Origin of the sequence: Streptomyces sp. NPDC000151 (assembly GCF_040301705.1) — a bacterium.
Lineage (GTDB): Bacteria > Actinomycetota > Actinomycetes > Streptomycetales > Streptomycetaceae > Streptomyces.
In genome coordinates this window covers 1-19,073 of record NZ_JBEPFC010000074.1, presented here as the reverse complement: position 1 = coordinate 19,073, position 19,073 = coordinate 1, and the positions used below count along the sequence as shown (strand labels likewise).

At 71.4% G+C, this 19,073-nt stretch carries 17 protein-coding genes; 6 read left to right on the top strand and 11 right to left on the bottom strand.

The window, feature by feature from the left end; translation table 11 throughout:
* Nucleotides 1-31 precede the first annotated feature (31 nt).
* Nucleotides 32-1,246, top strand: a complete 1,215-nt coding sequence (locus tag ABT381_RS20980; protein WP_351596335.1) for an MFS transporter — start codon at nt 32-34, stop codon at nt 1,244-1,246.
* Here the strand turns inward: ABT381_RS20980 and ABT381_RS20975 are convergent.
* Nucleotides 1,216-2,181, bottom strand: coding sequence for an EamA family transporter (locus ABT381_RS20975; RefSeq protein ID WP_351596332.1), 966 nt, complete (start codon nt 2,179-2,181; stop codon nt 1,216-1,218). The two genes, ABT381_RS20980 and ABT381_RS20975, sit on opposite strands and share 31 nt — an antisense overlap.
* Before the next feature lie 196 nt (nt 2,182-2,377).
* Between ABT381_RS20975 and ABT381_RS20970 the strand changes: the two genes are divergently transcribed.
* Both ABT381_RS20970 and ABT381_RS20965 read left to right on the top strand, forming a co-directional pair.
* Entirely contained in the window at nt 2,378-3,808 is a 1,431-nt protein-coding gene (locus ABT381_RS20970; protein WP_351596329.1) for a carboxypeptidase regulatory-like domain-containing protein, read from the top strand.
* A 104-nt stretch (nt 3,809-3,912) separates the two neighbouring features.
* Entirely contained in the window at nt 3,913-5,748 is a 1,836-nt protein-coding gene (locus ABT381_RS20965; protein WP_467754650.1) for an MFS transporter, read from the top strand.
* Nucleotides 5,749-5,755: 7 nt separating this feature from the next.
* Here ABT381_RS20965 and ABT381_RS20960 read toward each other — a convergent pair whose 3' ends face one another.
* Nucleotides 5,756-6,076, bottom strand: a complete 321-nt coding sequence (locus ABT381_RS20960; RefSeq protein WP_351596324.1) for a hypothetical protein — start codon at nt 6,074-6,076, stop codon at nt 5,756-5,758.
* Nucleotides 6,077-6,369: 293 nt separating this feature from the next.
* Here ABT381_RS20960 and ABT381_RS20955 point away from each other — a divergent pair, with 293 nt between their 5' ends.
* Complete coding sequence (locus ABT381_RS20955) at nt 6,370-7,194, top strand: alpha/beta hydrolase (protein ID WP_351596321.1); 825 nt, start codon at nt 6,370-6,372, stop codon at nt 7,192-7,194.
* Nucleotides 7,195-7,213: 19 nt separating this feature from the next.
* On the opposite strand, the gene ABT381_RS20950 is transcribed toward ABT381_RS20955, so the two are convergent.
* Nucleotides 7,214-7,792 carry a hypothetical protein gene (locus ABT381_RS20950; RefSeq protein ID WP_351596318.1) on the bottom strand — a complete coding sequence of 193 codons (579 nt, stop codon included), beginning with the start codon at nt 7,790-7,792 and terminating at the stop codon, nt 7,214-7,216.
* 332 nt (nt 7,793-8,124) lie between these two features.
* Here ABT381_RS20950 and ABT381_RS20945 point away from each other — a divergent pair, with 332 nt between their 5' ends.
* Both ABT381_RS20945 and ABT381_RS20940 read left to right on the top strand, forming a co-directional pair.
* Nucleotides 8,125-11,145: an AfsR/SARP family transcriptional regulator gene (locus ABT381_RS20945; RefSeq protein WP_351596315.1), complete on the top strand. Its 3,021-nt coding sequence runs from the start codon at nt 8,125-8,127 to the stop codon at nt 11,143-11,145.
* 127 nt (nt 11,146-11,272) lie between these two features.
* On the top strand, nt 11,273-11,455 hold the full coding sequence (locus ABT381_RS20940; RefSeq protein WP_351596312.1) for a hypothetical protein: 183 nt from the start codon (nt 11,273-11,275) through the stop codon (nt 11,453-11,455).
* A gap of 42 nt (nt 11,456-11,497) precedes the next feature.
* Here ABT381_RS20940 and ABT381_RS20935 read toward each other — a convergent pair whose 3' ends face one another.
* From ABT381_RS20935 to ABT381_RS20900, 8 genes are all read right to left on the bottom strand, one after another.
* On the bottom strand, nt 11,498-12,289 hold the full coding sequence (locus ABT381_RS20935; protein ID WP_351596309.1) for an ABC transporter permease: 792 nt from the start codon (nt 12,287-12,289) through the stop codon (nt 11,498-11,500).
* Nucleotides 12,286-13,290: an ATP-binding cassette domain-containing protein gene (locus ABT381_RS20930; protein WP_351596306.1), complete on the bottom strand. Its 1,005-nt coding sequence runs from the start codon at nt 13,288-13,290 to the stop codon at nt 12,286-12,288. Before ABT381_RS20930 ends, ABT381_RS20935 begins: the two co-directional genes overlap by 4 nt.
* A 72-nt stretch (nt 13,291-13,362) precedes the next feature.
* Nucleotides 13,363-14,208, bottom strand: a complete 846-nt coding sequence (locus tag ABT381_RS20925; protein ID WP_351596303.1) for a DUF4097 family beta strand repeat-containing protein — start codon at nt 14,206-14,208, stop codon at nt 13,363-13,365.
* A gap of 98 nt (nt 14,209-14,306) precedes the next feature.
* On the bottom strand, nt 14,307-14,825 hold the full coding sequence (locus ABT381_RS20920; RefSeq protein ID WP_351596300.1) for a hypothetical protein: 519 nt from the start codon (nt 14,823-14,825) through the stop codon (nt 14,307-14,309).
* A gap of 231 nt (nt 14,826-15,056) precedes the next feature.
* On the bottom strand, nt 15,057-15,725 hold the full coding sequence (locus tag ABT381_RS20915; RefSeq protein ID WP_351596297.1) for a maleylpyruvate isomerase N-terminal domain-containing protein: 669 nt from the start codon (nt 15,723-15,725) through the stop codon (nt 15,057-15,059).
* A gap of 135 nt (nt 15,726-15,860) precedes the next feature.
* The gene (locus ABT381_RS20910) at nt 15,861-16,511 is read right to left on the bottom strand and encodes a GntR family transcriptional regulator (RefSeq protein WP_351596294.1); all 651 of its coding nucleotides are present in this window, start codon (nt 16,509-16,511) and stop codon (nt 15,861-15,863) included.
* Between the two features lie 76 nt (nt 16,512-16,587).
* Nucleotides 16,588-17,892 (bottom strand): amidohydrolase family protein, encoded by a 1,305-nt coding sequence (locus ABT381_RS20905; protein WP_351596289.1) that lies wholly within the window; start codon nt 17,890-17,892, stop codon nt 16,588-16,590.
* Between the two features lie 35 nt (nt 17,893-17,927).
* On the bottom strand, nt 17,928-19,073 hold a 1,146-nt coding region (locus ABT381_RS20900), incomplete at its 5' end, for an amidohydrolase family protein (RefSeq protein WP_351596286.1).

The following is a 19,073-nucleotide window of genomic DNA, read 5'->3' as shown; positions in this document are numbered from 1 at the left end:
GTGAGGCGGGGCCGGCTCGTACCGTGGGGACATGATCGTTCGTCATGAGACGGGCCGGCGCCCGGGGTACTCCGCAGCAGCGGCGGTGTTCGCCGTGGGCATGGCGGGCACCACGCTCCCCACCCCGCTGTACGGCCTCTACCGCAAAGAGCTGGGCTTCTCGGAGCTGATGGTGACGGTGGTCTTCGCCGTCTACGCGCTCGGCGTCATCGCCGTACTGCTGCTCGCGGGCAACTACTCCGACCGCGTCGGCCGCCGCCCCGTACTCCTGACGGCGCTGGCCTTCTCGGCGCTCAGCGCGGTCTGCTTCCTGTCCGACTTCCTGTCCGGTTTCCCGTCCGTGGGCGGCCTGCCCTTCCTCTTCGCGGGCCGGCTCCTCTCCGGCTTCTCGGCCGGGCTCTTCAGCGGCGCGGCCACGGCGGCGGTACTGGAACTGGCGCCGCCCGAACGCAAGTCGCGCGCCGGCTTCGCCGCGGCCGCCGCCAACATGGGCGGCCTCGGCTGCGGCCCGCTGCTCGCCGGGCTCCTGGCCCAGTACGCCCCCTGGCCGCTCGCCCTGCCGTACCTGACGCACCTCGCACTCATCGCGGTGGCGTGCGTACTGGTCCTCCTCCTGCCCGAGACCGTCGACCGGCCGGAGCGGTGGCCGGGCCTCCGGCCGCAGGGCGTGGTCGTACCCCCCGAGGTACGCGGCGTGTTCGCCCCCTCGGCCCTCGCCGCCTTCGCCGGTTTCTCGCTCCTCGGCCTGTTCACCGCGGTGGCACCGAGCTTCGTGTCCCAGACCCTCGGCGTGGCCAACCTGGCGGTCTCGGGCGCCGTCGTCTTCTCCGTCTTCCTGGGCTCGACGGCGGGACAGTCCCTTACGGAGAAACTGGGCGCACGCCGGGCGCTCCCGGCCGGCTGCCTCGTCCTCGTGCTGGGCCTCGCCCTCGTCGCCACGTCCCTCGCCGTCGAATCCCTGCCGGTACTGGTCGCCGGCGCCCTGTGCGGCGGCCTCGGCCAGGGCCTCGCCTTCCGCGCCGCTCTCACGTCCGTCGCGGCCGCAGCGCCCGCCGAACACCGCGGCGGCACGATCTCCACCTTCTTCGTCGTCGCCTACACCGGAATCTCCCTCCCGGTCGTCGGTGTCGGCGCCCTCACCCTCGCCCTCGGCCTCCGCACCGCGGGCCTGACCTTCACCGCCTGCGTCGCCCTCCTGGCCGCCGGCACAGCCACTCACTTGCTCCGCAGCTCCCGGCACAGCTGACGGTCAGCGCTCCGGGCCGCCCTGTCCTCCCGGCGCGAGCGTCCTCGTGCGCTCGATCGTTCCCCGGCCCGCAGGAACGTGGCAGCGACGGAGGCGCAGGCGACCGCGGCGATGCCGAGCCACTGCGGCCACGCGAGCCGCTGCCCGAGGATGAGGAGTCCGAACAGCGCGCCAACGGCCGGCTCCAGGCTCGTCAGTACGCCGAACACGCGCGGCGGGATCCGACGCAGTGCCTCCAGGTTGCACGAGTACGGCAGCACGCTGGACGCCACCGCCACCACCGCGGCCACCCACAGCACATGGGGGTCCAGCAGCGCACGACCGGCGTGAGCGATGCCGTACGGGGCGCTCAGCAGCGCCGCCCACAGCACCGCCAGTGCAAGGCCCTGGCCGCCGCTGAGGCGTCGTGCCATGCGGGAGGAGACGAGGATGTACCCGGCCCAGCAGCACGCCGCCACCGCGGCCAGGGTGAGACCGCCCGCCTCAAGAGGGACGCCGCCCCCGCTGAGCAGGAGGACGCCGCCGGCCGCCAGACATGCGGGCACCAGGTCGACCGCCCGTCGTGATCCGGCCAGGGCGATGGCGAACGGGCCGAGGAATTCGATCGTGGCCACGGCCCCCAGGGGAATGTGGTTCACCGCCTCGTAGAACGCGAGGTGGTGTCCCGCCAACAAGGCCCCGGCGCCGATCACCGTTCCCCAGGCGCCCTTCACCGAATGCAACGCCTGCCGCCGCGGGCGCCACAGCAGACACAGAAGTACCCCCGCAATCAGCAACCGCAGGAACACCACGCCCGCCGCACCCACCTGCGGATACACCTGAGGCGCGAAGGCCGCGCCGAACTGGATCCCGCACACGCCGCCCAGCACGAGCCCGGGAGCGGGTATTTTCCCCACGACCTCGGCAAACCCCCGAGTCGCGTTGTTCTCCTGCATTGTGTCGTCCGAGTTCGTGTCGAGGCGGGTGTGGTGAGCGCGACGACTTCCTGCCCCGGGTGCAGCACCTCCACGCGCAGCCCCTACCACGCGCGGGCCAACCTGCTGGGCCGAGTGCAGCAAAGCAGGTGTGCAGGGCCGGGGCGGGGGAGATCTCCCAGGGTCAGGGAAGGGCACGGTCAGGGAAGGGTGCGGCATGTCCGAAACACAGCAAGAGGACGCGGCACCGGCCGACGGCGAACCGCGCCCGCGGTGGACGCACACGGCGAAGGTGATCGTCAGCAGCCTCTGGTTCCCGGCGCTCTTCTTCTTCGGCTTCCTCTTCTGCTACCTGCTCGCCTTCCACAACCCCACCCCGCACAACATCCGGGTGGCCGTCCCCGCCCCGGCGGCGGCCCAAGTGCAGAAGACGCTCGACCACGTCGTCCCGGGCGGGTTCGAGGTGAAGCCCGTATCCGGCGGTGACGCCGCCCTCCGGCGCGCGGTGAAGGACCGCCGTGCCGCCGGCGGGTACCTCCCCGACCCGGCCCACCCCGCCCTGTACACCGCGAAGGCCGGCGGCTTCGAGATCGAGGCCGTGCTGCAGCAGGTGTTCACACCGATCGCCGAGCGGGGCGGCGCCCGGCTCAAGCAGGTCGAGCTCGCGCCCACCGCGCCCAAGGACGCGATGGGCACCAGCCTCTTCTACCTCTGCCTCGGGCTCACCATCCCCTCGTACATCATGGTGATGATGATGCTGCGGGCCACCGGCCTCAGCCGCTGGAAGAAGGTCGTCACCTTCGTCGTCTCCGGTGCCGTGATGGCCGTGGCCGCCTTCTACATCGCGCTCGCGATGGACTGCATCGTGGACCGGCCGGTCTGCCTGCTCTACATGTTCATGCTGAGCCTGGCGGTCTCGCTGACCTGCTACGGGCTGGTGCCGTTCGTGCGGCAGTTCTTCCCCGGGGTCGCCATCGTCGTCTTCGTGCTGCTGTCCATGCCGGCCAGCGACGGGGCGATCCCGGTCGCGATGGTGCCGTCCTTCTTCCGCTGGCTGCACCCGTACATGCCGCTGGGCAATCTGGTCGACGCGATGCGCAACGAGATGTACTTCGGCGGCGCGCAGCTCTTCCGTCCGCTGCTGGCGCTGAGTATCTGGATCGCCGTCGGCGCCGTGCTCATCTGCATCGGGTTCTTCTGGGAACGGCACCGGGTGAACGTGGCGCGCTCCGGCGGGGACGAAGAGCTGACCGCGTCCGACCTGGAGGAGGCGGTGGAGGACCCGGCGCTGGAGATGCCGCACCCGATGCCGGTACGCACGTCCACCCACTACATCGGGGCCTCCGAGCCGTTGCTGGCCGGCCGCATCCGGGACACCCGGTCGCAACCGCTGCACGGTGTACTGATCACCGTGACCACCACCGACGGACGGCAGCTGACGCGCACGCGGACCGACGAACACGGCGAGTACAAGCTGACCGGGCTCCCGGAGGGCTTCATCAACGTCATCGCCGGCGGGCCGCGCCGCATCCCGTCCATCAAGCGGGTGTACATCAAGTACGGGAGCCTCGCCCACCAGGATTTCGTGCTGCGGCCTCGGCCGCAGGACCCGCCGCCCGGTGGCGGAGCCTCGGCTCCGGCAACGTAAGGAATTGGTGAAGAGTTCCCGTCGTACGATGTTCCTCGGAATACCCACCCGAGTGGGCAAGTTCTCTCCGCACGTACGGCACACGCTCATCGGCGCACTCACCGATGCGTACTCGGCGAGCCCGCCACTCTTCCCGCTTCCGGAGGTCCCAGGCAATGCCCCAGACGACGGCCCATCCACGCACCCGCGGAGTCGTCCTCGTCCTCGCCTTCGCCGGCATCGCGGTCGCGGTGATGCAGACGCTGCTCGTGCCGGTCATCAAGGATCTGCCCACCCTCCTGAACACCGCGCCGACGAACGCCACCTGGGTCATGACGTCGACCCTGCTCGCCGGCGCCGTCGCCACCCCGATCATGGGCCGGCTCGGCGACCTGTACGGCAAACGCCGCATGCTGGTCACCAGCCTCGCGGTCATGGTCGTGGGCTCGCTGATCTGCGGGTTCACCAGCGAACTCCTCGTGATGATCGTCGGCCGTGCGCTCCAGGGCTTCGCCATGGGCGCCATCCCGCTCGGCATCGGGCTGATGCGCGATGAACTGCCCCGCGAGAAGCTGGGCTCGGCCATGGCCCTGATGAGCTCCTCCATAGGCGTCGGCGGCGGACTCGCGTTGCCGGTCGCCGCCCTGATCGCCCAGCACGCGGACTGGCACGCGCTGTTCTTCGGCGCCGCGGGCCTGGGCGTCGTATCGATCCTGCTCACGCTGGCGGTCGTGCCGGAAAGCGGTGTCCGGGCCGAGGGCCGCTTCGACGTCGTCGGCGCGCTCGGACTCTCCCTCGGTCTTGTCCTGTTCCTGCTGCCGATCACCAAGGGCAGCGACTGGGGCTGGGGTTCGGGCACGACGCTCGGGCTCTTCGCCGCCGCGCTGGTCGTGCTCGTTCTGTGGGGTCTGATGGAACTGCGCATGACGGCCCCGCTGGTCGACCTGCGCACCACCGCGCGCCGCGAGGTACTGCTCACCAACCTCGCCTCGATCACGGTCGGCGTCGCGTTCTACGCGATCTCGCTCGTCCTGCCGCAGCTGCTCCAGCTGCCCACCGCCACCGGATACGGCCTGGGCCAGTCCATGGTCGTCGCGGGGCTGTGCGTGGCGCCGCTGGGGCTGACGATGATGTTCACCGCGCCCGTCTACGCCCGGCTGTCGGCGCGGTACGGTCCGAAGCTCACCCTCATGGTCGGCATGCTGATCATCGCGGTCGGCTACGGCGCGGGGCTCGGCCTGATGAGCGCCGCTTGGCAGACCATCGTCATCTCGGTGATCGTCGGCGCGGGCATCGGCCTCGCCTACTCCTCCCTCCCCGCCCTGATCAACGGGGCCGTCGACCCGTCCGAGACGGGCGCGGCCAACGGGCTCAACACCCTCATGCGGTCGATCGGCACGTCGGTGTCGAGCGCCGTCATCGGCATGGTCCTCGCCAATACCGCCGATCACGTGGGCGCGGTGACGGTACCCACCATGCAGGGCTTCCGCATCTCATTCCTCATCGCCACCGCGGCGGTCGCCCTCGGTCTGCTGCTCGCGGTCTTCCTGCCGCGCGGCAGGAAGATGTCCGCGCCGCAGCTGCTGGCCAGCAGTGCGGACGAAGCCGTGCCGGAGCGGAACACCCGGGCGGTACCGGCGGTCCCGGCGACCCCGGCGGTCCCGGCGCCCCGTGCCGGGTTCCGGGGGCGTGTCCTGGACCCGGCCGGTGTACCCGTCGCCCGCGCCAGGGTGGCGGTGATCGACCCGCGCGGGCGCCGGGCCGGTACCGCGCTCACGGACCACGACGGCCGTTACGCGGTCGCCGTCCCGGACGGCGGCGCCTACGTACTGGCCGCCATGGTCGCCGGTCACGCCCCGCGCGCCTCGGCGGCCGTCCACCCCGGCGAAGACCGCCCGGTCGATGTCGACTTGGTACTGACGACCGCGGCAGCGGAGCGCCACACCGCGGTACAGAGCTGAACAGCGGCTATGCCTGAGCAGCGATGACCGCCGTCGCCAATCGTCCGATTTCCCGGATCGCGCTCAGGGCCTCGTCCAGGGTGTCGATGCGGGCCGCCGCGGCTTTCAGCTCCGCCGGGCGCTGTCCGGGCACGCCATGCCGGGACAGCGCTTCGCTCGCGTCAAGGACGAGTTCGTAGGTCAGCAGCAGCGCCCGGCGCTCCGCCGAGAGGTCTGCTGCGTCCGCCGCGCGGTCCGGCGGCCGACTCGCGGCTTCCTCTTCCCGGTCGGTGACGAGGGGGAGCGCTTCGGCCTTGGCAGCCGTCGAGAAATCGCTGGAATCGGTCATGGTGTCCTGGCTCCCCCGTCCAGTGGGCACGCTCGGCAGGGCCCGCTGGTGGGCCGCTGCGAGCGCGTGCAGACGCCATCGTGTCGTCCCGGTCTGCAGTTCTCGCTGCACTGGTCGCTGCAGTGGCGACTGCAGCGAACCCTGCAACACACGAGAGCACGATGAGATCCGCCGCAGCACAGTGCTTCCGTCAGTTGTCAGGGCGAGCTGAGTAAAAAATGGCGCGTTGTGCGGAAATCTTGCCCATTGCGGTGAACGGCAAACCTGGGAACCGGATAGGCGAGGCGGTCGGCATGACAGTGGAGAGGCTACCGAACGAAGACGCGCGTGCCGCGCCATCGGTGCCGGTCGAAGCGGCGGTGACGGCACTGGCGGCGGCCTTCAAGACCACGCTGAAAGCCGCATCGCGGCGGCGCGTGAGCCCCGAGCTCCCGGGCGGGCCGGACATTCCCCGCTCGTCGTGGCGGGAGGGCGGCCAGGAAACGCCGATCGTGCTCGTTCCGGGTTATCTCTCCGCTGAAGGGTGTTGGGGGTCGCTGGTGAGGCGGCTGCGGCAAAGCGGTTATCACCGCACCAGTTGCCTGCGGTACAACTCGCTGAGGATGCCCATTCCGGACGTCGCTGAGCTGGTCGCGGAGGAGGCGTCGGCGGCTGCCCGGCGCAGCGGAACGCAGGGGGTACACCTCATCGGCTACAGCCTCGGCGGGCTTGCGGTGCGCTATGCGGTGCAGCGTCTTGGTACGGACGCCGATGCGCTGAGCGCCATCACCATTGCGACACCCCACCGCGGCGCTCCGCTCGCGTATGCGGCTCCTGGGCCGGCTGCCAAGCAAATGCGCGTCCGCTCCCCGCTCCTGGGTGGCTTGCCTCCCATTGACAGTGATGGTCGCGTCCGCTGGCTGCTCGTCGGATCGACATCCGATCTCGTGGTGCCGATCTCCAGTGCCACGGCCGGCCGGCATGTCGATTCCGTCAGCATCCCGGACTGTGGGCACCTGAACATCATCGACACTCCACAGCTCGCCGATGCGGTCATCGGCCACTTGGCATACTGCCGAACTCAGCGGCGGACGCCGCAAAGTGCCCAGCAGAAGACTCCGCAGGTGCTGGCTTCTTAGGCCCTGCCCCGTGCTGTACTCAGCCGGCCGAGTCGAGCAGTTGCTGGAACGCCGCTTGGACGCGTAGTGCCTTGTGGAGGTCCTTGACCGTGGCGTTGGGGATGGTGCGGAAATACGAGCAGGCGGTGGCCTGGTGGGCGACGATGTAATCCTTGATGCCGGGGTCTTTGATGCCCGGGTAGCCCTCGGTGTGTTCCAGGACGGCATCGAAGAAGCCGGGGACCTGGTAGGCGAAGTCGTCGATGTAGGCGTCCCAGTCGCCGTCGAAGTTCGTGGCGAACAACAGGCGCGTGTCGTTCTCGAACAGGACCCATCGCGCGTCGTGGAGCGTGCCGATGCGCTTGCTCACCTCCTCGCGTTGTGCCTCGAATCCGGGCTGCTGGAAGAGCTCGCGGATCAGTTTTCCGTGACCGGCCTTGACGGTGAAGAAGAGGGTGAATTCACTGACCCGTCCGGACCTCAGCCCTGGGCGGCTCGGCTTCTCCGGGTTCGTGGTCATCTGGGCTCCCTTGTCGAGTTCGGTGAAGTACTCCTTCGGCAGCCCGTCGAGGTTCCCCATCTCGATGTCCGGTGAGTAGGGGACGAACCTCGGCGACATGGGCGACCGCCTCTCTTCCCTCCGGGACCTCCCGGGGACGGCGTGCCGTACCCACCGTACTCACGTCCGGAGGCGTTGGCGAAGCTTGAAAAGCGGACACGACGTGCGGGTTGAGGGGTACGGGGCCCGCCGTTGGAGGCCGGGGAGAGGCTCTTGCGCGGGCGGGTGTCCGTATGGCGCTGTACGGGCTAGCTTGGGAGGGATTGCCGCACGGGGAGGCAAAAATGGGCGATCACAGGACACCCGGGGGGTTGCGTTTCGAGGTGTTCGGGCCGCTGCGAGTGTGGCGGAACGGGGCGGAGCTGAATCCCGGACCTGTCCAACAACGCGTCGTGCTCGCTGTGTTGCTGTTGCACGCGAATCGGCCGCTGCCGCGGGAGAAGCTCATCGACGCGGTGTGGGGGGAGGCGGCCCCGGGACGCGCGGTGAATCTGCTGCAGCGGCACGCCGCCGGGCTGCGCCGGGTGCTGGAGCCCGGCCGGCCGGCTCGTGCCCCGTCCCGGCTGCTGGCCTGGACCGAGGGCGGATACGTACTGTCCGTACCGGCCGGCCGACTGGACCTGGAGACCGTCACCGCGCAGGTCGAGCGGGGGCGGGCCGCCCGGGCCGCCGGGGACTGGCACGCGGCGGCCGAGGCACTGCACGGTGCGCTTCATCTGTGGCGGGGCCGACTGTGCGAGGGCCTGGCCGGTCCGCTGCTGGACGCCGAGCGGGACCGGCTGGAAGAGCACCGGCTGAGCGTGCTGGAGGAGCGCGTCGAGGCCGATCTGGCACTGGGCCGACATGCCTCCGTGGTGGATGAGCTGGCCGGGCTGGTGCACGAACATCCGCTGCGGGAGCGGATGTGCGCACAGTTGATGGTGGCCCTGTACCGGTCGGGGCGCCAGGCCGAGGCGCTGGCGGCCTACCGGAAGGCCCGAGCGCTGCTGGCCGAGGAGCTGGGAATCGAGCCCGGCCCGGACCTGCGGCACCTGGAACAGGCGGTGCTCACCGCCGACCCCGCCCTGGCGCCGCCCGACCCGCAGCGGCCCCGGCCGGGCCCGGTGCCCTGCCTGCTGCCCGGCGACGTCGCAGGCTTCACCGGCCGCGCGCGGCAACTGGTGCAATTGGACGAGCTGACAGCCCAGGACCCGGCCTCGACGGCGGCGGTGATCTGCCTCGTCTCCGGCACCCCGGGCGTGGGCAAGACCGCGCTGACGGTGCACTGGGCCCATCGCGTACGGCAGGCGTTCCCCGACGGGCAGTTGTACGTGAATCTCCGCGGCTACGACCCCGAACAGCCGATGGCCGCCGGAGAGGCGCTCGCCCGCCTGCTGGCCGCCCTCGGGCTGCGCGGCCAGGACATCCCCCTCGACGTGGCGGACCGCTCCGCCCGTTACCGCAGTGAACTCGCCGGGCGCCGCATGCTCATCATCCTGGACAACGCCGCCACGCCCGAGCAGATCAGGCCGCTGCTGCCCGGCGCCCCCACCTGCCCGACCATCGTGACCAGCCGCGACGCCCTGCCCGGCCTGGTGGCCCTGCACGGAGCCCACCGCCTCGACCTCGACCTGCTGCCCGCCGAGGACGCCCACGCCCTGCTGCACCAACTGATCGGCCCCCGGGTGGAGGCCGAACCCCAGGCCGCCGTCGCCCTGGCGGACCGGTGCAGGCGGCTGCCTCTCGCGCTGCGTCTCACCGCCGAACTCGCCGCCGCCCGCCCCCACCACAGCCTGGCCGAACTGGCCGCCGAGCTGGCCGACCGGGAGCGACAGCTGGACTTCCTCCAGGCCGACGAAGACCCCAGCACCGACGTGCGCGCCGTGTTCTCCTGGTCCTACCAGCGCCTGCCCGCCCAGGCCGCCCGGGCCTTCCGCCTGCTGGCCCTCCACCCGGGCCCCGACTGGGACCGCCACGCCACCGCCGCCCTCATCGGCGCCCCTCCCGATCAGGTCCGTTCCCTGCTCGACCGGCTGGCCCGCGCCCACCTCATCCAGCCCACCGGCCCCCACCGGTACACCATGCACGACCTGCTGCGCGCCTACGCCGCCGAACTGGCCACCACCACCGACCCACCCGCCGACCGGCACGCCGCGCTGACCCGGCTCTTCGACCACTACCTGGCCACCGCCACCACCGCGACGACCACCCTCCATCAGCACCGAGTGGAGCAGCGCCCGGCGCCCGCCCCTTCCCCCTCGCCCACCTCCGCCCCGCCGATCGGCGATCCGGAAGCGGCGCGGGCCTGGCTGGACGCCGAGCGCGCCAACCTGGCCGCCGTCTGCGCCCACGCCGCCGGCCGCGGCTGGGAGGGCCACGCCGTGCAACTGGCCACCACACTGTTCCGCTACCTGGACACCGGTGGGCACTACGTCGAAGGACTGACCATCCACACCCATGCCCACCAGGCCGCCCGCCACAACGGCGACCACAACGGCGAAGCCCAGGTGCTGACCTACCTGGGCTACGTCTACTGGCGACAAGGCCACTTCCAGCGGGCCATCGACCAGCACCGCCAGGCGCTGGACGTCTTCCGGCGGACCGGCAATCAGGACGGCCAGGCGTCCGCGCTGACCTACCTGGGCCTCGTCTACTGGCGGCAGGGCCACTACACGCGGGCCGCCGACCAACACCGCCGAGCGCTGGACCTCTTCCGGGGAACCGGCAACCGGTACGGCCAGGCGTACGCACACCTCGTCCTGGGCCTCGTCCACTGGCGGCAGGGCCACTACGCGTGGGCCGCCGACCAACACCGCCGCGCCCGGGACCTCTTCGAGCAGCTCGGCGACCGGGACGGCCGCGCCTACGCGCTGACCCACCTGGGCCTGGTCCACTGCCGGCAGGGCCGGTACCAGCAGGCCCTCGACCAGCACCGCCGGGCCCTGGACCTCTTCCGGAGGACCGGTAACCGGGACGGCCAGGCATACACGCTGTCCCACTTGGGCCAGGCCAACTGCCGCCAGGGCCACTTCCAGCAGGCCGTCGACCAGCACCGCCAGGCCCTGGACCTCTCCCGGCAGACCGGCTACCGCGCGTGTGAGGTCGAGGCGCTCAACGGCCTCGGCGAAGCCCTGCGGGCGAGTGGCAGGCCGGCGGAGGCGCGCGTGTGGCACACCGACGCGCTGGCGAAGGCCGTGGAGATCGGTGAGCGGTACGAGCAGGCCCGCGCGCACGAGGGCATCGCCGCCACCCACCGGACGACAGGCGATCTCCACCGGGCCCGCAGCCACTGGGAAGCCGCCTCCAGCCTTTATGCCGACCTCGGTGTCCCCGCCGCTGACACCGTTCCCGCCCAACTCGCCGCCCTCGCCGACAAGGACGCCGAGCCGGTTTCTTCCGCCGGGGCGAACAGTTCCATCGCGGCCCGACCCTGATTCCCGGGCCACTCGGCCCTCGGGTCCTGGGGCGCTGTAGCGGCCACTGCAGCGAGTTCTGCAACCCCGGCAGGAAACATGAGGTGCACAGACCTTCGCACGGCGGACAGGGACAGCGAGGCACCCGATGAACGACTCGACGAATCTCCGGACCATCGCCAGGTGGCTGCCCGCGGGTGACCCGCGGTCGCTGCCGCGGCTGGACGCGGAGGCGGCAGGCCGCAACGCGGCAGGGGAGGACGTGCAGGTCGTCTACAGCGCACGCGGCGACAAGTTCATGATTGTGCCGCGGCCGAAAGCGGCGGCGTAGGACAGCACGGCTGCGCGAGGCCGGCCCGCGCTGTCCTGGCGGTTACTTCGGGTCGCGGTTGAACTTCGAGGTCGACCAGAAGTAACCGAGCACCGCGAGTCCCAGGCACCAGCCGACCGCGAGCCACCCGTTGTCGCCGATCTCGCTGCCGAGCAGCAGGCCACGCAGGGTTTCGATGGCGGGCGTGAACGGCTGGTACTCGGCGATCGGCTGGAACCAGCCGGGCATGGCGTCGATCGGCACGAAGGCGCTGGAGAGGAGCGGCAGCAGGACCATCGGCAGTGCGTTGTTGCTGGCGGCCTCGGCGTTCGGACTGATCAGGCCCATGCCGACCGCGACCCAGGTGAGCGCCATGGCGAAGAGTACGAGCAGCCCGAACGCCGCCAGCCACTCCAACGGCGTGGCGTCCGTGGGCCGGAAGCCGATGGCCACGGCGACGGCGCCCACGAGGACCACACTCATGACCGACTGCAGCACACTGCCGATGACGTGCCCGACGAGCACCGAACCGCGGTGGATCGCCATCGTGCGGAAGCGGGCGATGATGCCCTCGGTCATGTCGTTGGAGACGGACACCGCGGTCCCGACCACGGTGCCGCCGATGGTCATCAGCAGGATGCCCGGAACGAGATACGCGATGTACTCGGAGCGGTCCGCACCGCCGCCGCCGATGCCCGCGCTCATCACGTCGCCGAAGACGTAGACGAAGAGCAACAACAGCATGATCGGTGTGAGCAGCAGGTTCAGGGTGAGGGACGGGTAGCGCCGGGCGTGCAGGAGGTTGCGGCGCAGCATCGTGGACGAGTCGCGCACGGCGAGGGAGAGGGAGCTCATCGGACGTTCTCCTCGGGCTGGTCGGGGACGCCGGCGTCGCCGGTCAGGGCGAAGAACACGTCGTCGAGGTCGGGGGTGTGCACGGTCAGCTCGTCGGCCGCGATGCCGGCCGAGTCGAGCCGGTCGAGGACGGCGCGCAGCTCGCGCTGGCTGCCGTCGCTGGGGATCTGCAGCGCAAGCGCCTCGTCGTCCCTGGTGACCTCGCGCAGGGCGACGGCGGCGGACCGGTGCGCGGCCGGGTCGGTGAAGCGCAGCCGGACGTGCCCGCCCGGGACGAGCCGCTTCAGCTCCTCGGCGGTGCCCTCGGCGGCGATCTTCCCGTCGTTGAGCACGGCGATACGGTCGGCGAGCTCGTCGGCCTCGTCCAGGTACTGGGTGGTGAGGAAGACAGTGACGCCGTCGGTGACCAGCTCGCGGATGATCTGCCACATGTTGTGGCGGCTGCGGGGGTCGAGGCCGGTGGTCGGTTCGTCGAGGAAGATGATCCGCGGGTTGCCGACCAGGGTCATGGCGATGTCGAGGCGGCGCTTCATGCCGCCGGAGTAGGTGGCGGCGGGCCTCTTCGCGGCGTCGCTGAGGTCGAAGCGTTCCAGCAGCTCAGCGGCGGTGCGGCGGCCCTCGCGCCGGGACAGGTGGTGCAGGTCGGCCATGAGGAGCATGTTCTCCTCGCCGGTGATCAGGCCGTCGATGGCGGAGAACTGGCCGGTGACGCCGATCGCGGCGCGTACCGCCTGCGGCTCGGTGGCGAGGTCGTGGCCGCCGACGTGCAGATCGCCGGCGTCGGCACGGATGAGAGTGGAGAGGATCTTGACGACGGTGGTCTTACCGGCACCGTTCGGCCCGAGCAGCGCGAACACGGACCCGGCCGGGATGTGCAGGTCGATGCCGTCGAGCACGGTCTTGTCGCCGTACGACTTGCGGAGACCGGCGGCGGAGACGGCTGCGGGGGAGGTCGTATGCGTTGATGTTGATGTTGTTGTGGGCATGACAGAAGAAGGCATGGCGCCCTCCCGTTCAGAGGCTGAAGTGGCAGAGGGAATAGGTGGGTTGAGTCGATGGTGGAACGGGAGTGCTCAGCCCTTGGCGCGGAGCACGTCGATGTTGCCGTTGCGGGTCCGGGCGCGCACCTCGACCGTGTCCTCGGCCTCCTCCGGGGCTTCGGACGTGGCGAGCGTGTTGCGCACCAGCCCGGAGCCGGAGCTGACGTCGAGCCAGGCGGCGGTGCCCTCGCGGATGCCGACCTCGATGGCGCCGTGGGAGGTCTCCAACTGGACGGTGCCGCGGGCGACATCGGCGACGCGCAGGGCGCCGTGGGCGGTGGTGGCGGCGACCGAGCCCTCGGCGCGCGCGATGTGGATGTCGCCGTGGGCGCCGCTCACCCGCAGGTCGCCGGTCGCGGCGCCGACGGTCGTGGTGCCGTGCGAGTTCTTCAGGACGGCGGAACCGTCGACGGTACCGACGCGCAGGCTGCCGGAGCTGGTGGTGATCTCGGCCGGGCCCTCGACCCGGTCGACGGTGATCGAGCCGTGGGAGGCGGTCAGCTTCAGCGGCCCGGTCGCCTCCAGACGGACGTCACCGGACGAGGTCTGCACGCGGGCCTCGCCGAGCCGGCCCTCGCCGAGCACCTGGGCCCAGGCGCCGGTCATGTCGACGCGGGAGCCCGTGGGCAGTTCGACCGTCACGTCGACGACGCCGGTGCGCACGAAGAGAGAGCGTTGCTTGGGCGTCCTGACGGTCAGGACGCCGCTCGCGTACGTGACCTCGGTCTGCTCGGCCGCCCGTACGTCCGGGTCGCGCTTCGGGTCGCGGGGCCGCACCTCGACGACCGTGTCGAGGCGGTCGCCCGCGGTGAACCGGATGGAACCGGCTTCCACGAATGCGGTGGCGGAAATCGGTTCGGGAGTGTCGAAAGAAGGCATGGCTGTACCGTCCTCATGACGCGTTGGGTCGTCCCCGCTGGTGGGACGTGGTGTGGGTGCCGTGCTTGATTCTTTGGGGAGAGCCGGGTGCGGCGCCGCTAGCGCACCCAGCCCGTGATGCTCTGACCGATGGTGTGGGCCTTGTGCGTCGTACGCGGCCGCGTACCGCCGTCGACCGCGGCCGACACGGCCCGCACCAGCCACGCGTTGACCGACAGGCCCTCGCGGCTCGCGGCCTCCTCGGCGCGCGTCTTGAGATGGGCCGGCAGGCGCAGATTGACGCGTGCGGTGCCGCCCTCGTCGCTGTCCGAGAGGGCCGGCGCCTTGAGCGGTTCGGCCGGCGCGGCGGCCGCTTCCGCGGGCTCGCCACCGGCGGGCGGCAGCGTCACCACGAAGTCGGGGTCGAGCCCGCGCAGCCGTACGTCGACCGAGCCGGGGGCGAGCTCGCGGGTGATCTCGTCCATCGCGGCGGAGAGCACATTGAGCATGGTCAGACGGGTCGCCGACTCCAGAGGAGCGGTGAGCCGCTCGGCCAGCTCGCGGGCATCGTCCCCGCCGGCTTCGGCGGCCACCGCGAGTTCACGGCGGAGGGTGTCGACATACGGGGTGAGGTCCATGACGCCATAGTGGCACCATCGCGGCGCCATGCGCAAGCCTGTTAGGGCCATGTGCGGGTTGGGCTTGGAGGGTGCTCGCTTTGACCTGCGGAAACGCGAGGAAAGTGTACTGAGTCATTGTGGCGCCATGTGTGCTCATGAGCTGTCGGGAGCGCTGAAATGGCGCCGATTGGCAGCGGAATGGCGCCGGGTGGTGCCAAGTGGTGCCGGACGGCGCCACTCAGCCATCGGTCAGCCGAGAACGAGCGGGAGTTTCGCGGCCAGCTCGCCCAGCTCGCCCAGTTCGGCCTGCTCCGCGTCGGTCGGGGCGCGCCGTCCAGTGCCGATCAGCAGCGCGTCCTGGTCGGAGAACGACGCGGGGAACGCGGCCCGGGCGATCTTCTCCAGCATCTCGCGGGACCGGGCGAGCCCCTCGGCGGGCGGCGGCGCCGCCGCGGCGGGGAGGTGCGCGACCAGGTCGAGGTGGTGCAGCGTCCACTCCAGTACGTACGCGGTGAGGTAGTCGCCCGCGGTCAGCACCATGTCCTGGGTGCTGACCCGGAGGCCCGGGTCGGCGAGTTCGGCGGCGCGGCCGGCTGCGGAGCCGACGTCGTCGAGATGGAACTTGAGCAGCCCGGGGTCCCCGTACGCGGCGGCCAGCCGGACGGTCAGCGCGTCGAGGGGGTCGTCGCCGGTCGGCGGCGTTGCGGCGACGTTCCAGTAGGTCACCGCGTCGCGGGTCGGTTCTGTGTCGGCGGGGGTCACGAGGGTGATCAGGACGTCTTGGGCGTCGATGACCAGATGGCACACCAGGTCCCGCACGAGCCAGCCGGTACAGCCGGACGGCCGCGCGAAGTCCTCGTCCGGGAGCTCGGCGACCGCCGTGCGCAACGCCGCCCAAGAGCGTGAGAAGAGATCCACCTCGGCACGGTAGTGCGGTGCCGCAAGGGCGGACAAGCGCATTTGGGCGGTCGCCTCGCGTGGCCGACAGTCACAGTGCCTCAGTGCCTCAGTGCCTCGCGGCCTCAGTGCTTCGCGACCTCGCGAGCGAACCGGTCAGTCCCGCGTCGCGTTCCGGTGGGCGGCGGCCGCGTCGCGGCCGGTCGCCAGGTGCCGCGTCACCAGCTTCTCGACCTGCGCCACGTCCCGGTCCGCGAGGGCCTCGTAGAGCTGCTCGTGCTCCTTCGCCATGGCCATGAGGTCGTCGTGCTGCCCCAGCAGCCAGCGCATCCTGCTGCGCAGCGTGCGCTCCAGTTCGTTCAGGAGCTCGTTGTCGGCCAGCGAGGTCACTGTCTCGTGGAAATCGGCCGCCGCCCGCCGGGCCCGTACCGCGTCGCCCTCGCGCGCCGCCGCCAGCTCCGCGTCGAGGTCGGCGCGGAGCCTCGCCAGCCCGGCGCGGGTACGGCGCTGGGCGGCGAGCCGGAACGCCAGCATCTCCAGCGCCGACCGCACCTCGTCGAGGTCGGCGATGTCCGTCGGCGCGAACTCCCGCACCACGGCCCATGTCCGCGGCCGCGGCGTCACCAGCCCCTCGGTCACCAGTGCCTTCAGGGCGTCCCGGATCGGCAGCCGGCTCACCCCGAGCTCCGCGGCGAGTTCCCGTTCGACCAGCTTGCTGCCCGGCGCGCGGACACCGTCGATGATCTCGTCGCGCAACTGCCGGGTGACCCGCTCCGACTCGGGCGCAAACCCTTCAGACCCTGTCATGCCCCCGATTCTCTCATCGGCCCGCACCGCGCCCGGCGAAGGAGTGCGCCGTACCCGGTAGCCGCCCGCGTACGCGTTATGTCAGTTCGCCGTCGCGGGCGACGACCCGGCCGCGGTGTACGACCATGTCCCGCGCGGGCATGTCGACCACGATCTGCGGTACGCACTCGCCGCGGAGGAGAATGAAGTCGGCGGGGGAGCCGGGGCGCAGATCGGCGCGCGGCAGCTGCATGACGTCGGCGCCACCGTGCGTCCCCGCCTCGTAACAAGCCGTCAGTTCCGCGTCGAGACGGCCGTCCGTGACCCAGCCGAGCAGGTGGGCGCGGTGCAGCATGTCGGCATTGCCGAAGGGGCTCCACGAGTCGCGCACCCCGTCCGAGCCCAGCCCGACCCGCACGCCGTGTTCCTTGAGGCGCGCGATCGGCAGGACGAGCGACTCGTTCGGCGCCACGGTGGTCAGGGCGATGTCCAGGTCCGCCAGATCGGCTGCCATCCTGTCCAGATCGGTGCTGGACAGGCCCGGCAGACAGAAGACATGACTCACCGTCACCCTGCCCCGCAGCGACAGGGCCCGGGTGCGGTCGATGATGCCGCGCAGCACCGTCAGACCCTTCTCGTCCCTGTCGTGCAGATGGATGTCCACGCCGACGCCGTACCGGTCCGCGAGGCCGAAGACCAGGTCGAGCTGCTCGTCCATGGCATGGTCGAAGCTGATCGGATCGATCCCGCCGATGAAGTCCACGGCCCCGCTGCGAGCCGCTTCCTTGAGCAGCGCCGCCGTGCCGGGCGCGCGGACGACGCCGTGCTGCGGAAACGCCACGATCTGCACATCGAGCGCGTGCCGCAGCCGCTCGCGCGCCGCCGAGACCCCTTCCACGCAGGCCAGGCCGTACGCGGGCGCCACGTCGGCGTGCGCGCGCATGGCCCGCGTCCCGCGTGTCACGGCGTGTGCCATCAGCCCGTATGCCCGCTCGGCCACCGGTCGGCGCTGGCTGTGGAACACCTCCACGTCCTGGGCCGCGTAATCGGCGATGCCGCTCGCCGGCTTGCGCGACACCCACGCGCCGCCCCACGTCGTCTTGTCGGGGTGGATGTGCGCGTCCACCAGGGCCGGCAGGGCGATGCGGCCGCCGCCGTCGACCATCTCGGCGCCCTCGGGGGCCCGCCGGTCCGTGATGCGGCCGTCGACGACGGTGAGATCCACCGCGTGCTTCGCCCCGAAGGGCCGCACGTCACGGAAGACCACGGGGCGGGCGGGCCGCTCACGGGACGCGGCCCGCGCCGGCGGTACGGCAGCGGACAGCACGGTGCCGGAGCCCGCGAGCGAGGCGGCGCCCGCGAGGACACCGCGCCGGGAAGGCTGGGAGAGCGGAGGCGTCATGGGAACTCCTTCGGTGGGACGGGCAGTATGGGGTTCTAGAGCGGCAGGCCCGCGCGCACCACGCGGCGCGGCTTCTTGAGTACGGAGACGTCGGCGAGCGGGTCGCCGTCCACCACGATCACGTCGCCCGCGAAGCCGGGCGTCAGCCGCCCCGCCGTCCGCTCCACACCGAGCAGCCGGGCGGCGCCCGTCGTGGCGGTACGGATCGCGTCGAGCGCCGACAGACCCGCCGCGCGCATCAACTCCACTTCCCTGCCGATGGGTTCGACCTCTCCGCCGGAGGAGTCGGTGCCCGCAGCCAGCGGGACGCCCAGCTCGTGCGCGGTGCGCACCGCGTGCTTGAGGACCGGCAGGTACGCGCGGCCGCGCTCGGCGAGCACCGGATCGGACGAGTCCACGAGCCCGGCGATGGCGGTCAGCGTCGGCGTGAAGTACGTCCCCCGGCGCCGCATGTCGTGCAGGGTGCGCTCGCCGACGAACACGCCGTGTTCCAGGGACCGGATCCCCGCCCGCACCGCGTCGTCGCAGCCCCGCTCGCTGTAGCTGTGGCACAGTACGCCCTTGCCGCCGCGCCGCGCCGCCGCGACGATCTCGGACAGCTGCTCATACGAGTAGACCTGGGCCAGCGGGTCCTGCTCCGGCAGGCCTGCACGCTCGTTCACCCGCGTCTTGATCACGTCGGCGCCGCGGGCGAGGTTCACCTGGACGACCCGGCGCAGCGCCTCGGTCGAACGCACGCCGTTCCGCAGCCGCACGAGCGGCGTGAGGTCCGGATCGGCGAGCACCGTGTCGCCCAGATCGGGCGTGACGAACACTCCGGCGGCCCGCAGCCGGGGCGCCTGCTCGGGTGCCTGGCGGGCCAACTCCCGTACAGCGATGTCCTGGTAGAAGTTCGTGGAGCCGCTGCGCGCACTGGTGGCGCCCTTGCGGACCGCGTCGCGCGCCTCGGCGGCGGTGTTGAGGTGGATGTGCGCGTCGACCAGACCGGGCAGTACCCAGCGGCCGTGTGCGTCGAGGCGCGGCGCGCCGGCCGGCATATCGACCCGCGCCCGGGCCCCGGCGGCGCGCACCACGCCGTCGCGGATCACCACGACGGCGTCCTCGGTGACCTCACCGGTCGCCGGGTCGAGCAGGGTGCCGCCCTCGACGACCAGGTCGCCGGTGCGGTGCGTGCTGCGCGC

Excerpts from the sequence above, each read along its gene's own strand:
- ABT381_RS20980 (WP_351596335.1), top strand. The coding sequence starts at position 32 with ATGATCGTTCGTCATGAGACGGGCCGGCGCCCGGGGTACTCCGCAGCA.
- ABT381_RS20975 (WP_351596332.1), bottom strand. The coding sequence starts at position 2,181 with ATGCAGGAGAACAACGCGACTCGGGGGTTTGCCGAGGTCGTGGGGAAA.
- ABT381_RS20970 (WP_351596329.1), top strand. The coding sequence starts at position 2,378 with ATGTCCGAAACACAGCAAGAGGACGCGGCACCGGCCGACGGCGAACCG.
- ABT381_RS20965 (WP_467754650.1), top strand. The coding sequence starts at position 3,913 with ATGCGTACTCGGCGAGCCCGCCACTCTTCCCGCTTCCGGAGGTCCCAG.
- ABT381_RS20960 (WP_351596324.1), bottom strand. The coding sequence starts at position 6,076 with ATGACCGATTCCAGCGATTTCTCGACGGCTGCCAAGGCCGAAGCGCTC.
- ABT381_RS20955 (WP_351596321.1), top strand. The coding sequence starts at position 6,370 with ATGACAGTGGAGAGGCTACCGAACGAAGACGCGCGTGCCGCGCCATCG.
- ABT381_RS20950 (WP_351596318.1), bottom strand. The coding sequence starts at position 7,792 with ATGTCGCCGAGGTTCGTCCCCTACTCACCGGACATCGAGATGGGGAAC.
- ABT381_RS20940 (WP_351596312.1), top strand. The coding sequence starts at position 11,273 with ATGAACGACTCGACGAATCTCCGGACCATCGCCAGGTGGCTGCCCGCG.
- ABT381_RS20935 (WP_351596309.1), bottom strand. The coding sequence starts at position 12,289 with ATGAGCTCCCTCTCCCTCGCCGTGCGCGACTCGTCCACGATGCTGCGC.
- ABT381_RS20930 (WP_351596306.1), bottom strand. The coding sequence starts at position 13,290 with ATGCCTTCTTCTGTCATGCCCACAACAACATCAACATCAACGCATACG.
- ABT381_RS20925 (WP_351596303.1), bottom strand. The coding sequence starts at position 14,208 with ATGCCTTCTTTCGACACTCCCGAACCGATTTCCGCCACCGCATTCGTG.
- ABT381_RS20920 (WP_351596300.1), bottom strand. The coding sequence starts at position 14,825 with ATGGACCTCACCCCGTATGTCGACACCCTCCGCCGTGAACTCGCGGTG.
- ABT381_RS20910 (WP_351596294.1), bottom strand. The coding sequence starts at position 16,511 with ATGACAGGGTCTGAAGGGTTTGCGCCCGAGTCGGAGCGGGTCACCCGG.
- ABT381_RS20905 (WP_351596289.1), bottom strand. The coding sequence starts at position 17,892 with ATGACGCCTCCGCTCTCCCAGCCTTCCCGGCGCGGTGTCCTCGCGGGC.